Genomic DNA, 16,459 nt, shown 5'->3' on the forward strand with positions numbered 1-16,459 from the left:
AAGATGTGGTGGACACCTTCAAATTCGGTTGCTTCTCATTGTTTAAATTTCGGGCGGAGTTTTATTAATGTGTAATAATAGCAGTGAACTAGAAGAACAAGCGCTTTTTAGCTTGCTTTTCTTTATCAAAACCACTACCACTTTAAAAAACGGAGTCTATTTTAATTAAATATATTTTTGATACACTTTCAAATTAGATTTTGAATTAAACGTTTCTTTTTGTGGGTTGTTTATTTTACTCTAAACTTCAATAACTCCATCATCACCCCAAGGCATTAAAACTTATTGTATTTTCTTCAAAATCTCTTAATTAATTCACTAACATTCTTATTTGTTCTCCTTCAGTAGAACACATAAGGTTCGCAATAACAAATATATTTATTGACTCATCTTTAAGTTTAATTCCATAGTCAACTATGATTTTTTTCATAGTTTATAGATCATTTTCATAAAATTTATTTTTTATTGAGATCTTGAAGCGCTTTATTTTTAAATAAAGATAAAGTGTGTAAATTTTAATTTTGCAAAATCTTAGGTTTTGTTATTGCTCTAAAAATCCTAAAAACTTCTAATAAACGTGCATCTTAGATATGAAACGCCACCACTTTGAGCGTTTTTTTTTTTTTGTAAAATGACTTGCGTTATTTCTTAAAAAGTTTTTTTGCTACAAAGGTTTTTTAAGAGATTTTAAAGTTCAAAATTAATTAATTTTTAGTTAAGAAAAATAGGAGAAATAAAAAATTATTAATCATGAGTCATGCAAAAAAGAAAAAAATTGCCATTATTGCTCTTTCAGCAACAGCGGCACTTTTAGCAGCCGGAACTATTTCTGGTGTGCTATATTCGCATAGTAAGGATTCTAAAAAAGGTAAAGAGAATAATAAACTGCCTGAAATTCAAGACATTAATGAACTTGAGAAAAAAATCGAAGCTATTCGTGACAGTCACAAGCAAAATCTAAAATCAGAAGCTTGAAAGATTCTTGAAGCACTTAAAATTACCATTAGAAATGACAAAAAAGCTAATAACGTGCGCGATTTAAGTCAAGTTATTAGCGATTTTGAACGTTTAATTCCGCTAGCAGAAGCTTATTTAGGCGAAATTAAAAAACTGCCAGAGCTTAAAGCTTTAGCAGAAGAGCTTGCTACAACTATTGATCTGTCTAAAGAAACCTTAAAAGAAGCTAAAGATAAACTAAAAACGCTTCAAGATAGAGAAGCCAAACTTAAAGAAGATGCTAAAAAACTACTAGAAGAAATTGAAAAATTAGTTGCAAAAGAACCGACAACTACATCACCTCTAGCAATGCAAGCTTTAATTAACAAATTAAAAGATCTACAAAATGCTAGCGAGGCGCTGCAAAAAGAATTAAATAACTATCGTTTAATTGAAGATGCTAAAAAACTAAGTGACGCTAATTTGAAAATTAAAGATGCTATAAACAGATTACAAGATCGTCTTGCTAAAGATCCAGAAGAGTTAAAAAAACTAACTGATGAAAAAATTAGCAATCTTACAAAATCTAAAAAAGCTGTTGAAGATGCCAATAATATTAACGATCTTCCTAATGCTCTTGAATCACTTAAAAAAGACATTGAAGCTGCTAAAAAATTAAAAGAGCAAACAGATGCTAATGCTTTAAGTGATCTATCTAGTAAATTAGAAAATGCTATTAAAGACGCTGAAGGCATTTTAAAAGCTGGTGAGACTAAAAAACAAGAAATTGAAAAAACTAATCAAGAAATAAAAGACAAAATTGATGCTTTAGTTGAGAAAATTAAAAAAGATGCAGAAGATGTCAATGGCCTAACTTCGCAAAGTAAAGATAGTGATTTTAGCAAACTAAAAGATACACTTGAAAAAGATATTCAAGATGCTACTGACCTTGCTAAAAAAGCGGCAGACGCTACTCTTTTAGAACACGAAGACAAAGCTTTAGATGCTAAAAAGAAGGTCCAAAATGCTCTTGATAAATTAAATGAATTATTTAATCAAAAAAAGGAACAAGAGCTAGCCAAAGCTGAACTTGAAAAAGCATATAGTGCTCTTGTTTCTGCTACAGAAGACGTTAAAAAAGCCAATGATGAAAATACGCTTCCTTTGGCAATTTCTAAACTAGAAGCTGCAATTTCAAGCGCTTCAACATCCTTAGATAAATATGAAACGCTAAAAGCAAAAGAACTATTAAAACCAATTTACGGCGTTCTAGAAAAATCTCTTGAAACAGCCACCAAAACTCTTGAAGATGCTAAAAAAAGATTAGAATCTAAGAAACAAGAAAAAGCTAAAATTGACGCTGAGCTTAAACAAAGACAAGACAAGTTTGATGCTATTGAAAAAACAATTGAAGCCGCTTCAACAATTAATGATATACCCGCTCTTCAAAATACAATTAAAGAGCTAGGTGAGTTAAAAACTGAAACTAAAGCAACTGAAACTGCTGCTAAAAATGCTAGCTATCCTGAAGCTGAAAGTAAAGCTAAAAAATTGCTAGAAAATATTGCTAAATTAGAGATTGAGGCAAATGCAAAATTAGAAAAACTTAAAGAAGAAAAAGAACGTCAAGAGCAAGAAAAGAGAATAATAGATTCTTTACGTGACAAACTAGAAAAAATCACCAAAAATCTTGAAATTTTAGATTCTAGAGGCACAAGTCAATTAAGGGAAACTAACCCTAAACAAACAGAACTTGCTAAAACTTTAGATGAATTAAAAGAACAGTTAAAGGAAGCAAATGATGTTAAAGAAGAGATTAAAGGCACTAAAAAAGAAGGCCAACTAAAAGCCGAACTTGAAGCTCTTGATGATGCTATTACTAAAGCAAATCAAACTAAACAAGCAATTGAAACTAAAATTTCCGCATCAAATAATGCCATTAAAAAACAAATTTATGATGCCAGAGAAACATTAAAAACTCTTACAAAAAATGCTAAAGATCAATACGATGCTAAAAAATTAGATGAATTAAAGGAAGCCATCAAAAAATTAGAGTCTCTAGAAAATGAGGCAAAAAATATCGAAAGTTTAGCTGATGCTGTTGAATCAATTCACAAACAGGATGCTTATAATTTGACAAAAGATATTAGAGATGCATTACTCGATGCTAACACTAAACTAAGTGAACTAAGAAGTCAAAAGCTTTTTGAAGAATTAGAAAATCAAATTAAAGCTCAAGAAAAAACTTTAAAAGATGCTCAAAATGAAGCTAACAATGCCAATACTATTGATGATAGAAAAGACAAATATGGTAAGCTAGATAAAGTAATTGAAAATATTAGAGAAAATATAAAAAATCTTGAAGAAGCTGCTAAAAAATTAGAACAAAAAGCCGACAAAGATAAATTGGATCAAAAAATCAAAAATCTTAACGGAGCTCTTGATGATGCTAAAAAGGATTTAGCTCAAAAACAAAAACAATTGCAAAGTGATAAAAAACAAAATACAGAAGAGACTGACGCCCTTTTAAAAGAAACTGACAAAACTCTTAAAGAAGCTGATGAGGCTATTAAAAATCCAAGTAACAAAGACGAGGTTAAAAAAGTAGAAGACGCTTTAAACAAAGCTAAAACCGGCCTAGAAAAGAAAAAAGGCTCACTAGTCGGCGATAGCGAAAATCAAAGAAAAATTGATGAAAAATTAGAAGAAATTGTCCAAAAACAACAAAAACTAAATAACGCCAAAGAAAAACAACAACAATCCGAAGACGAACGTGCTAAAGCATTAGCTAATGAAGCTAAAAGATTAAAAGGTGAATTAGAGGATTTAGTTAATAAACTTAACCCATATGACGCTTCAAGCGATTATGAAAAGAAAATTAAAAATGTTGAAGACAAAATTAAAGAACTTAAGGAAGGTTTTCTAGAAGCTGATAGCGAAGCTTCAAAATTAAAAGATAATCCGCATCTAAAACAAGCATATGAAGATCTTGAAATTGCCAAAGATTCCGCTAAAACCAAAGCTAAAGGAGCTAGTGATAAAATCATTGAAGCAAAAGACACCTTAAAAGCCAATTATGAAAATCTTAAAACTCAAACTGAGCAAGCTAAAGCTGAGTTTGATGATGCCGACACTGATGAAAAATTAAATAAATTAAAAGATAAAATTGGCATTGAAACCGAAAATAAATTACTCGGTCAAGTTAAAAAATTGCTTGAAGGTATTGCTAAATTTGATGATTTAGATAAACTTAAACAAGATACTAAAAAACTTGAAACCGATCTTATGACATTATTAGAAGATATTGCTAAAAAACTAACTTCGTTGGCTGATAAAATCGCTAAATTAAACAAAAATCTTAAAGCTGCAACTAACGCTTTAGGCGCTCAAGACACAGTAACTAAAAATGTAAATAAAACTGACATTGATAGTCTAACAGCACAAATTAAAAAACTAGCAGAGCAAATTGAAGTGGCTAATAAGGCAAAAACTGCTGCAGAAAAAGAAAGAGTAAAAGATAGTAAAATTCAAAGTGAAACTAAAGCTGAATTTGATAAGCTAGTAAAAGCATTAGAAAAAGCAAATAAAACACTTGCAAACAAAAAAGTTGAACTTCAAGAGCAAACCAATATAAACAATGCCTTAACAGAGGATGCTATTCAAAAATCCGCTGCTGCAATAGCAAAAATTAACGCCGCTAATAAATTAGAAGATACAGACACTACCAAAATAAGTAGTTTAAGTGATGCACTGAACGATGCCAATGCTGCTAAAGAAGCTCTTCAAAAAACTAAAGAAAAACTTGAAAAAGATGCTGCTAATAAACAAAGAGTTGAAGGTGAACTTCAAAAATTGGAAAGCGAAATCGCCAATGCGCAAAGTAAACTTGAAGTTCTAAAAGAAGGCGAAAGCAAAAAACTAGAGCAAATTAAAAAAGATCTAGAAAACATCAAAAACGACTTAGACAATGCTAATAAAAACTTCGATTCCAAAACCGATCTAAAGGATAAAGAAGAAGCTAATGAGGCCTTAAAAGCCGCAATCAATAAAGCCAAAAAAGATCTTCAAGTACAAAAAAATAAAGTCAATACATTACAAGAAGCTGACAAGAAAGCTGAAGCGAATACTAAAATAAAAGAAATTGAAGATTTAATTAAAACTTTAACCCAAAAACAACAAGATAAGGCCGCAGAAATTAGTGCCAAAAGAACTCAAAACGGCGAAAAAACAACTCAAGCAATTCAAAAAGCTGATGAAGCTCTTAAAAAAGCCAAAGACGCTATTGAAAAAGATAAAAACGATTCTACTAAAGAAACTGATCTTAATGATGCTAAATCTGAACTAGAAAAGCAAAAAAACATTTTAGAAAATCTAAGCAAAAACGATTTAAAAGATGACAGTGAAAACAGGGCTAAAATTGATAGTAAAACAACCGAAATAGATAAAAAATTACAAGAAATTGACAATGCGCAAAAAGCCTTAAAACAGTCCCAAGATCAAAGAGCCACAGAGCTAGCAATTGAGGCTAAAAAACTGCAAGATGCTCTTGAAAAATTAGCCAATGAATTAAAGCCAGAAACCGAGCAATGAAGCCAAACTAGAGGCAAAATTTCTCAAATTGAGCAAAAAGTTAAAGAAATTGAAGAAGGTTTTTTAAAAGCCAACGGTGAAGCTAATAAACTAAAAAATAATTCTAAGTTAAAACCAGCTTATGATGCGCTTGTAAAGGCAATTGAAACTGTTAAAGCTAAAGCTAAAGCAGCAAGCGATAAAATTGCACAAGCTAAAACCAACCTAGAATCTAACTACGAAAATCTTAAATCTCAGACTGATCAAGCCAAAACTGAGCTTGATGATGCCGATACCAAAGATAAACTAAACGCCTTAAAAGATAAAATTGGCATTGGCACTGATAGTAAACTACTAAATAAGGTTAAAGACTTAATTAAAGAAATTAACCAATTTGAACCTTCTGGCACCTTATTAACAAATGCTAAAGCTCTTGAAGCCGAATTAAATAATCTACTAGAAAAAATCCAAGAAAAACTAATTTCACTGACTGCCAAAATTCAAAAATTAAAAGAAGATCTTAAAAACGTAGCTGAAGCATTGAACGGCCAAAATACAACTACTAAAAATGTAAGCGATGATAATGTTGATAGTTTAATAGAAGAAACTAAAAAACTGCAAGATCAAATTGCCGCTGCTACTGCTATAAAAAATGATGCTGAAGCTAAAAGAAATCAAAACAGTCAAATTAAAACAGATACACAATCTGAATTTGACAATTTAGCATCAGCCCTTAATAATGCAACAGCAACACTTGCAGCTAAAAAAGCTGCCCTTACAAGAAAACAAGCTCAAAATGACGCTTTAGTTGAAAATTTAATTCAAAAATCTTCAGAAGCTAAAAAAGCACTTGCCGATGCAAATAAACTGGCTAACAATCACCCTGATAAAATTAAAAATCTAGATGATGCCATTACAAAAGCTACCGAAGCTAAAAAAGCTCTTGAAAATGCCATTAATTCTCTAGCAAAAGACAGTGCTAATAAGAAAAAAGTTGAAGTTGAATTTCAAGATCTAAATACTAAAATTGCCGATGCGCAAAATAAACTTAAAATTTTAAGAGAAGGCGAAAGCAAAAAACTAGAGCAAATTAAAAAAGATCTAGACAAAATCAAAAATGACCTAGACAACGCTAATAAAAACTTTGATGCTAAAATCGATCTAAATGATAAAGAAGAAGCCAACAAGGCCTTAAAAGATGCAATTGATAAAGCTACATCCGATCTTCAAAAGCAAAAAAATGAAGCCAACAAAATTCAAGAAGATGCTAAGAAATTAGAAGCCAACCAAGAAATTAAGACTATTCAAGATTTAATTGCCAGTCTAACTAAAAAATACCAAGATAAACAAAAAGAAATTAAGCAAACAAAAGACGCTAATAAGAAAAAAGCTAACGATGCTATTGCAAGGGCTGATGAGGCACTTAATAAAGCTAATGAAGCACTTGGAAAATCTAATGACGACGCTAATAAAGAAAGCGATCTTAATGGTGTCAAATCTAAATTAGAAGATCAAAAAAACATTTTAGAAAATCTAAGCAAAAACGATTTAAAGGACGACAGTGAAAATAAGGCAAAAATCGATAGAAAAATTCAAAACATCAAAGACAAATTAAGTGAAATCGATCAAGCTAAAAAAGATCTAAAACAATCGCAAGACGACAAAGCTAAAGAACTAGCTTTGCTACTAAGGGAAAGAAAACAAGAACTCGAATGAACGCTTGACGATTTAGATGTTGAGAATAAAAAATGAGTAGATAGTGAAAGAAACATCCACAATATCAGACTAAAAATCGGTGAGGCAAATTTTTTCTTAGACCCAAGTAAAAGTGAAATTGGTAAACAAGTTGATAGACTAAAAGATAATAAACATCTAAAAGAAATCTACGATGAACTAAAATTAGCAATAAATAAAGCAACTGATGCAATTAAAAAAGCTGAAGATAGTATTAAACGCAAAAAAGTTGAATTTGAAGAAAAAATTAAAGCCTTTGAAACTAAGAAAAATTTATTGGCTAGCGATGTACAAAGCAACAACGTTACAGTAAAACGCCTAAAAGAAATAATTGAAGAAATTGGTGATAATAATAAAGGACTTCTAAAAGAAATTAATGACTTAGTTGGTGAAATTTCTAAATTTGAGCAACCTAATGGCCTTTTTGAAACAAGACTAGATGGAATTAGAATTATTCTTGAAAGAGTTATAGATACTGCTAATAAAAAACTTAAAGAAATAAATCAACAAGTTCTTGACATTACTAATTCCTTAGCTAAAAAAAGACAATCAATTGAAAAAATTGATTCAATCAAAGTAGATACGCTAACAACCGAACTCGAAAATCTTCAAAAGTTAATAGACCAAGCTGAATCATTAGAAAATAAAATAAATACCTTGGATAATGATTATCAAGAATTAACTAAAGAGGCTCGTAATAATCTAAAAAAAGAAATTAAAGAAGCTAAAGCAACAATAACCTCTGCAACCAAACGAAAAGATGAACAAATTCAAAAAAATATTGATTCAGTAAAAGAATTTGAAAAAAAATTGAAGGAATATGAAGCAAAATTAATTGAAGCTAAAAAGATTCCTTCTACGCCAGAAATTACTAAATATGAAGCAATAAAACAAATATATAACAAAACCCGAGAACTACAGAATGAATTAATTCAAATTACACAAAATCTCGCCGATCACAAACAACAACTCATACAGTTGCAAAAACTAACGAAAAGAACTAATGATCTTGTTAGTGAAACATCTGGAATTTGAGCTGATTTAAGAGATCAATTAATGAGTTTAATGTCTGGCTGAAGATTAAAAATGGATCCTTTTAACATTAGCTATATAAAATCAATAAAAGAACTAGAAGAGCTTAAAAATAACATAACTTCGCTTTTAAAACGTGTAGAAAAATTTTTACAAGATTTTTTAGCACATTTATATGATCCCGGCCCAGAAAATCCGATGTTCCCAGGTTCAAAGCCTGCAATCAACAAATCATATGGAAGGTTAAAGGATTACTTTGAAAGTTATAAAAACTATGATTATGTCACTGCTATTAATCAAACAATTAATAGCATAAAAACTGATATTGCTAACGCTGCTTCGGAAGCTGATTCACTTTTAAATAAAGGTTTTGCTCAAAGTGAAGTTGACGTTCTAAAAGCAAATATTAAAAATTCTGATTCAGTTAAAGAAGCGCAAGAAAAATTAGACGCTGCTAAACAAAAATCTAGCAAACTAGCTCAAGAGTTAATCAATCAATCAATCAATAACTTAACAGCTCAAGTCAACAATTATAAAAACGAATTTGAAACAAACTGAGTAAGCAAAATCGGCAGCTCAAGCAATTCACTTACTTTTATTGACGACTTTAATAGTGAAATTAATACTTATATGACTAAGCTAGAAAATCTATGACAAAATTTAGCAACTACATTTGCCCAAAAACATTTTAAATTAGATGATCCTACTTTTGCTTCAAGTTTGCAAGGGTTTAACGATATAAAATCTTGATTTACTAATTGACAGAATCAAGTTAAAGCCATTTCTCAAATGCAAAATGAGTGAAGGGCAGCTAATATTCCTAATCCAAATAAAAATCACGAACTGCTAAAAATTAATCAAACGAATTGATCTGATTATGATATTGAGCAAAATCGAGCAACTTTAAAATCGGCCGAACAAGAATTTACAAAGATTAATAATCGATGAAATCTTATCGTTCAGTATCGTTCTATAGCTATTGAGTTTTACAATAAAACAATGAGTTGAGGAATGAATTTAAATGAATTCCCAGATGAAGTAGCCTTTTGAACCCAAGAAATTCCAAAATGAAAGACAGGAGCATTAGCTAACGTTGGATCAAAAAACATTAGAGATTTTTGACTCAATGAACTTTCTAATATTTATAAATTTGTTTCAGCAGAAGCGTTCTTCTTAAATAGTGATGAATTTAACAAAGGCAACTTGCTCTTGAGTCCGGAAAAAACGTTTGGGAAATACACTCAAGTCTATGCAGCATATGCAATTATGCTTTACCGTGGTAGATATTCTAAATTTGCCTGAGGAGAAAATCTACCAACGAATATTAAACAACAGTATTTAGATCTAGACGCTAAATTAAGGTCTATTGTGAGTGCGCGTTCTGGTATTACGCCCGGGAAAATTCGCGAATTTTATGCAATAATGGAACAACAATTTAATCTTATACGGCCATATCTGTAATCTCTAATATGTCTTAAAAATATCACACAAGTTGGCTGCAATCACTATAAACTAAGCCAACTTTTATTTTGCTTTTTTTATTTACTAAGTTTTATTTAAAAACATTTGAAAATGAAATTAATTATTTTTACAAAAATCATTTCCATGGATTTATTTAAAATACACAAAAATTCCTAAAACTTATTTTTTATATGTAACTAATAGATGAAAGGGCACCCCTTTTGTTGTTTTTTATAGATAAAGACATTTAAAAAATATAGATAAATTTTTGACTACATTAAATTGTCGATGATGAAAATAAAAAATCTCCGCAACTTAAAGTTAATAGGAGATTTTAAATTGACTCATTTATAACTAAAGACCTAATTCAGCATCGGTTTTAATGTTCTTATTCGATCCGATGTAAGAGAAAATTTCGGGGCTTTGTTTTAAATACTTCCCTTCAAGAATTCTTATAACACTTTCGACTGTTTCTGATAGTGGAACATATTGACCTGGTGATTTTGTAAAATGTTCGGTCATAAAGAAGTTTTGGGTAAAAAAGTTTTCTAGCTGCAGGGCTTTTTTAACAATATCTTTATTGGTTTGATCAAGTTCATCAAATCCTAAAATCAAAATTACATCTTCAAGATCTTTGTATTTTTTTAGAATTTTTTTAGCCTCAATAACGGCATCAAAATGACGTTTACCGATTAGTTTTTCATTAATAGAAGCTGAAGACGAAGCAAGTGGGTCAAATGAGGGGAAAATATTTTTAGCGGCTTGATCACGCGAAAGCACCAAGTTACCATTAAGGTGTTTGAAAATTGCCACGGCTGAAGGATCAGATAAATCATCCATTGGTAAGAAAACGGTTTGGAAACTAGTAATTGAGCCATTGTCGTTTTTAAACATACGATCTTCAATGGCGGCGATATCACTATCCATAGTAGCTTGATAACCACCAATTGAAGGACGTTTGCCCAATGAACTACTTACTTCATTGCCAGCTTGCAAAAATCTAAAGATATTGTCAATAAATAATAAGACATCTTCTTTTTCCTTGTCGCGTAGATATTCAGCTGCCGTTAGACCCATTGGTACAATTGACATTCTCGCCCCTGGCATTTCGTTCATTTTGGAAATGAAAATCGTTGAGTTTTGCATTAGATTTGATTTTTCAAGTTCTTCATATAATTCAATTCCTTCCCGTGAACGTTCACCTGAACCGATGAAAATTGAAGAAGAATCTTTAATGTTCTTATTAATGTTAAAGATAATTTCTTTCATCAACACGGTTTTACCAACGCCGGCACCACCATAAATTCCTAGCTTGTAGCCCTTTAGAATTGGCATAAAGAAGTCAATAGCTTTAATACCAGTTTCAATGATTTGGCTTTCAGTAGAAACGGTTTTTTTACCATCAATAATTGAGTTCATTTCAATTGATTTAGGTTTAGTCTTTGCCGTTTTTAGGGTGTTTCCTAGAATGTCATAGACATTCCCTTTAGCTTCTTTACCGACCGGCACTAAGAAAGTGTGTTTTAGATCCTCAACATCATCGGAGATTTTAATAGGAGCGCTAGTTTTGATTACAATTGCTAAAACAGTTTTACTATCAACAATCCGTTTGGTAATTAAAAAAGTACTATTGTTGTGCAATGCAAGAATATTATCAAGTTGTGGAACATTGCCATTTGGAAATTCAATTTCAACAACGTCATTTCAAACTTTTGAGACTTTTCCCAACATTATTTAATACCTACTTTCATTGTTGCTTTTAAAAGAAATTCGGGACTTAAATCAATAAATTTCTTCCGTGATTCTAATTTTCAATCTAAATTGTTGTATTTAGCAAATTGTTCTAATGAGTTTTCAAAGTAATCGCGCATGTTATCGTCATTAACTTCACCATTTTCTAAGATTGCTGCATAAATGCTTTTAGCAACACGATCATTTTCGATTAAGTAATCAACAAATTTAAGTGCCACTTCTGAATCGCCAACAGATTCAAACGTACCTCAACTAATTAGTTTACTTGTTAGAAGAATTAATTTGTGTGAATATAGTGATACACCCACTTGATTGAACATTTTTTCAACCATTTCTCCTTTTGAAAGTAAACTAGCGGTTTCTTTATTTAAATCGTACTTAAGTGAGGTTAATTTTAAATTACGTTTATAAGAGCGATAGATTTTGTTAATTTCGCCAGCTACTTTGGTGATGTTATAGTTTTGGACACTAGATCCTGTTCTTGAAACCGAAAGTTCAATATCAATAGCTGGTAGTTTACCTGAACTAAAAAGTTCTGAGTTAGTAACTATTTGACCATCGGTAATGGAAATGATGTTGCTGCTAATTAAACTAGTAATATCATTGTCAACGGTTTGCACAATTGGAAGCGCAGTAATTGTTTTTTTGTTTTTAAATTTTCCTGCTCGCTCTAGAAGCGATGAATGTGCAAAGAAAACATCACTTGGAAAGGCTTCTTTACCAACGGGTTTGTCAATTAGCAAGGCAATTTCTCTAAAGATGTTGGCATGTTTTGTCAAGTCATCAAAAACAATTAAAACATCATCTTCAAAGCTAATGTTTTCAGCATGAGCCATCGCAATATAAGGTACTAAGTATTGTTCATAAGAGTTAGTAGAAGCAGCTGAGATAATGATGGTGTTTTTCATGACATCATACTCATTAAGCATTTCATAAATGCTTGCTAGTTCTTGTTTTTTAATCCCGATTGCTACATATATATTTTTAACATCGCTTTGACGTTGATTAATAATAGTGTTAAGTGCTAAGAAAGTTTTACCAGTTTGACGATCGCCAATAATTAATTCCCTTTGGCCTTTGCCGATTGGAATTAAAAGATCAATTGCAATCACTCCGGTATATAACTGTTCATTTAAAGTTTGCACTGACGAAAGACTATGTGCCAAATTAAAGGGATTGCCTTCGTTTGGATATCAATCAGCAGAATTTAATTTGGCTTGGGATTGATTTTCGGGATAAATCACATTGCCATAAATATCAATAATGTTGCCAAAATAATTTTTTGAAGTTAAAACACTAGTTTTATTACTTGAAGGAATAATTTCGTCACCAATTTGGTATTTAGTAGATTCGTCGCTAATTAGCAAATAAGCGTTTTCTTTAGTAGCGTGAATCAAAAATCCTTTTAAATTAGGATTGCTTTTCAAATTATAAAAAGTATTTTGTTGATAAGGATATTCGCCACTAACTTCGATAATATAATCAAAAATTGCTGTAATGCGGGGATTGAGAGTGGTCGTAGTCATTGGTTTATTAGTCATTATATAATTCCTCCTAAGGTAATTGCTAGTATTAAGGTAAAAATGGCAGTCATAATTGCACCCATTACCACTAATGCAATATTAATTTTTTTAGTTTTGTCTTTAGTTCGATCTTTAATCAACATAGTAGTGCCATAGATTAACATAATTAGACCTAAGGCGATGAAGATCGCTGCGCTAATTTTAATTAAAGTTTTTTGGTTTTGCGATTGTTCTTGCAATACTTTTGTTATTTCTTGATAGTTAGTTTGAAAAGTTTTTTTAGCAGTATCAGTACTTAATTCCGATTCTTTTTTATTTAAGGCCGCTAGAGATAGTAGCAGTTTGTGAACTTTTTTTAGTTGTTGTACATACGTCTCGTATGAGCCATTAGCAGAGCCACTAAAGTTTTTTGATTGCACTACTAGTAGTTGAATTGAGCGTTCCAACTCACGCATACCTTTATCCAAAATAGAAACATCCATATTTTGTGCTTTAAAAGTTTCATTAAAAATCTTATTTATTGTCTTTTTATTTTCGATTAGACTATTGCGAAGTTGACTATATACTTGTTCATAAGAAAATGCTAAGTGGCTTCAGAAATAAATATCATTAGTCTTAGTGCCCCGTAGTTCATTAAAATACTGTTCGGTGGTAGCTGAGGCGAATTTTTCTTGGTTTATCTTAGTATTTAGATCGTAGTTAATATAACTAGAGCGCATTGATCGATAGATTGCTTTGTAATCTTTGTTACTATACAATGATATTGCTACAAAAACCATATCAAATAGTGCTTGTCGCAAGGTATTGCTAGTACCAATTAGTTTATAATCAAGATTTTTTTCAACGCCAAGTGCGGCATAAAACTTAATGATCTGTTTGTTAATAGCATCCACTGCTATCTCATCAAGCTGATTTTGTTGCAAGGTATAATTATTGACCTCGTTTACTTCATATTGTCGAGTTTTTTCGGGGTTAACTAAGTCTTTAATTAAAACAGTATATTTTAATGTATTACCGTTTTGACTAACCGAAGTTACCGTATATGAAAAACGAATATTAATAGGGTTTTCAAAGAAAAAGTATTCATTAGAACGATTTGAAGTGTATCCACTAACAATTCGTGAAGGATTAGTCAAATATTTGGTTCGAATTCTCGGCACTAATGGGGCTACATTTTCAATGGATGGATCAAAGTCTTTGGGCTTATCTTCGGGAATAATTTCTGGTGGTTGCTCTGGTTTTGGGGGAGTTTTTGGAGTTTGTTCATTGTTTTTTTGATTATGCTCTAAATCATATTCAATTACACGAGTTGTCACACAGCTAGCAATATATTCGCTTCAACTTTTAAAACCTTTAGGTAGATCAACATCAATAATACTATGAGTTTGATTGCCGACCTTAATTTCTTTGATGTTTAATTTGTTGCCTTTTTTAGCATTAGGAAGATCCTCTTTGTTAAGGGCGATACTTTCTCAAGCTTTAATTAATCCTTGCAAATAATCAGTAACAACTTTTTTATACTCTTCATAGGTAAGGACATTATCTTCATCTTTTTCTTTTACAAAACTTTTAGGGTCATTTCCAATAGCTTTTTTATAGTCACTTGGATCTTTTTCTCCCCAAATAACGCCGGCATATTCTTTTTTGTTGTAAGTCAACTTGCCATAAGTATATTTTTTGTTATCACTATATACCCTCGGAAAGTTCAAATGAAAATTATTAGCAAAAGGGTCAGCTAGAATTTTTGTGGAATTCTCAGTAAAATAAGATAAAACTTGTCGGTAGTAATAAGTAGCAATAAGCCTTTCTTCAAGTGGCGTTTTCTCATCGCTTTTTAGTTCTTCAATTAACTTATTTAAGCGCCCTTTTATTTCGTTAAGAAACGTTTTACCATGAATCTTTCATTCATCTTCAAAAAGTTTTTTGAAAGTGCCCCATTCAGGACTTAGACCTTTAGGCTTGGAATTTTCTGATTTAGGATCTTGCGTTTTAGGGTCGGTTGGCTTAGGATCATCTCGTAAGTTAGTTGTGGAAGAAATCGCTGATAGAGGAAGAAGTGAAACTAAGGGTAGTCCCAAAATAAGTAATTTAATTTTTTTCATATTCACCTTCTTTCACAAGACTATATTTGGCGATTAATTCTAAAAAGTATTTTTTCTTTTCTAGATCTCATTTATTAACAAGATCATCATAAGAAGTTCCTAACAACCCTAAAAGCTCAAGTTCAATAATTTGTTTTTTGATTACTTTCAATTCGTTTTTCGTGGTAGTAGATAAATCTTTTTGTGCTATTCAAAAAACTAATGGCTCAGAGCTTTTAATTCTAAAGATATCCGCTGAGGCACTGAATGAAAAATTATTAAGTAGTAGGTATTTTTCATCTTTGTGGTTAAAAGTCAATTTAACTAAACCTTTTTCAAAACTACCAATGGAATTGGGGCTAATTTCGTATCAATCTTCAATAATTTCATTATAAAAACTAATTTGCACTTCGCGAAATGTTTTTGATTTTAAAGGATAGTCATAAATTAAAGTAAAATAGTTAGCCACGGCTGCCTCCCATAATTTTGCGAGGTTTTGAAATTAACATAATCTCTTCAATTTCTCTTTCCCGACGAAGTTGCAAGTATTTGCGTTTTTTAGTTTTGATTTGCTCATCTAATTCATTTGCTAATTTATTTGCATGAACTAACTTGTTTTTTTCATTGAAGAAAGAGCTTTCGAACAATAAGGTTGCAATAACATTTTTTAAATAGTTAGAAATCTCGTTATTAACAAAACCTTCAATGTTTGGATAAATTTTGATATTCTTAGTCGCAAAAGAAAATTGGTATGCCAACGCTTCTTGAGTCGATTCTTCAAAATTGCTTAAGTTGTTTTCTTTAATCGGAAGAATTTGGATGCATTTGTCTTTGATTTTGGTTGAGTTTAAAACAAATTTCACAGCACCAATATTTTTATTAAGAAATTCGTATTTAATTAAATTACTAATTTCATATTTTAAAACATCAATGTTGGCGTTTTGCGAAACTGAATAAATAACATTTAAATTGTTTTCCTTGCCAAATCGTTTAGCTTCTTCACCAATCAAAATGAAAATATCTTTACTAAAATCGGCAGTTTTGGCTAAGTAGTCTTTATATCTTTTAAATGAATCGGTTTCGTGTTTTTGCTCTTCTGTTATAAAAACATAAAGCGTTTTTTTACTATCAATACGATTAAGTTTTTCGATGATTTTTCGCGGTTTGGAATCAATAAAAATATTACTTACGAAAAAATTGTCAATCACGTAGTTTAGCAGAGAAACATTATTTAGGGTGTTTTGGTAACTTTCGTTTAACTTGCGCGAAAGTTTTAGCATATTAACTAGCAAAATATTCTTATCACTTTCAACTTTTTCTTGAATGATTTGAAGATTCTCTAGTTTTTTCTTAGTTTTCTTTAAATCCACA

6 protein-coding genes are annotated in these 16,459 nt (G+C 30.8%); 1 reads left to right on the top strand and 5 read right to left on the bottom strand.

All coding sequences use genetic code 4. The features are described 5' to 3' along the window. Nucleotides 1-750 precede the first annotated feature (750 nt). On the top strand, nucleotides 751-9,732 hold the full coding sequence (locus tag EXC42_RS01830; RefSeq protein WP_012498276.1) for an MspA/MspB/MIB-like signal-anchor domain-contatining protein: 8,982 nt from the start codon (nucleotides 751-753) through the stop codon (nucleotides 9,730-9,732). Between the two features lie 354 nt (nucleotides 9,733-10,086). On the opposite strand, the gene EXC42_RS01835 is transcribed toward EXC42_RS01830, so the two are convergent. From EXC42_RS01835 to EXC42_RS01855, 5 genes are read right to left on the bottom strand one after another with little or no spacing between them, the layout of a single operon-like run. Next, nucleotides 10,087-11,463, bottom strand: a complete 1,377-nt coding sequence (locus EXC42_RS01835; protein WP_012498277.1) for an MSC_0618 family F1-like ATPase beta subunit — start codon at nucleotides 11,461-11,463, stop codon at nucleotides 10,087-10,089. Further along, complete coding sequence (locus EXC42_RS01840; RefSeq protein ID WP_041914163.1) at nucleotides 11,463-13,010, bottom strand: MSC_0619 family F1-like ATPase alpha subunit; 1,548 nt, start codon at nucleotides 13,008-13,010, stop codon at nucleotides 11,463-11,465. The genes EXC42_RS01835 and EXC42_RS01840 overlap by 1 nt, the downstream gene beginning before the upstream one ends. A gap of 14 nt (nucleotides 13,011-13,024) precedes the next feature. Next, a complete protein-coding gene (locus EXC42_RS06095) occupies nucleotides 13,025-15,109 on the bottom strand; it encodes an MSC_0620 family F1-like ATPase-associated subunit (RefSeq protein ID WP_012498279.1) in 2,085 nt (694 codons plus the stop codon). Further along, a complete protein-coding gene (locus tag EXC42_RS06100; protein ID WP_012498280.1) occupies nucleotides 15,096-15,557 on the bottom strand; it encodes an MSC_0621 family F1-like ATPase epsilon subunit in 462 nt (153 codons plus the stop codon). The genes EXC42_RS06095 and EXC42_RS06100 overlap by 14 nt, the downstream gene beginning before the upstream one ends. Next, nucleotides 15,550-16,458 carry an MSC_0622 family F1-like ATPase gamma subunit gene (locus EXC42_RS01855; protein ID WP_012498281.1) on the bottom strand — a complete coding sequence of 303 codons (909 nt, stop codon included), beginning with the start codon at nucleotides 16,456-16,458 and terminating at the stop codon, nucleotides 15,550-15,552. Before EXC42_RS01855 ends, EXC42_RS06100 begins: the two co-directional genes overlap by 8 nt. Nucleotide 16,459 lies beyond the last annotated feature (1 nt).

Source organism: Metamycoplasma arthritidis (assembly GCF_900660715.1).
Lineage (GTDB): Bacteria > Bacillota_I > Bacilli_A > Mycoplasmatales > Metamycoplasmataceae > Metamycoplasma > Metamycoplasma arthritidis.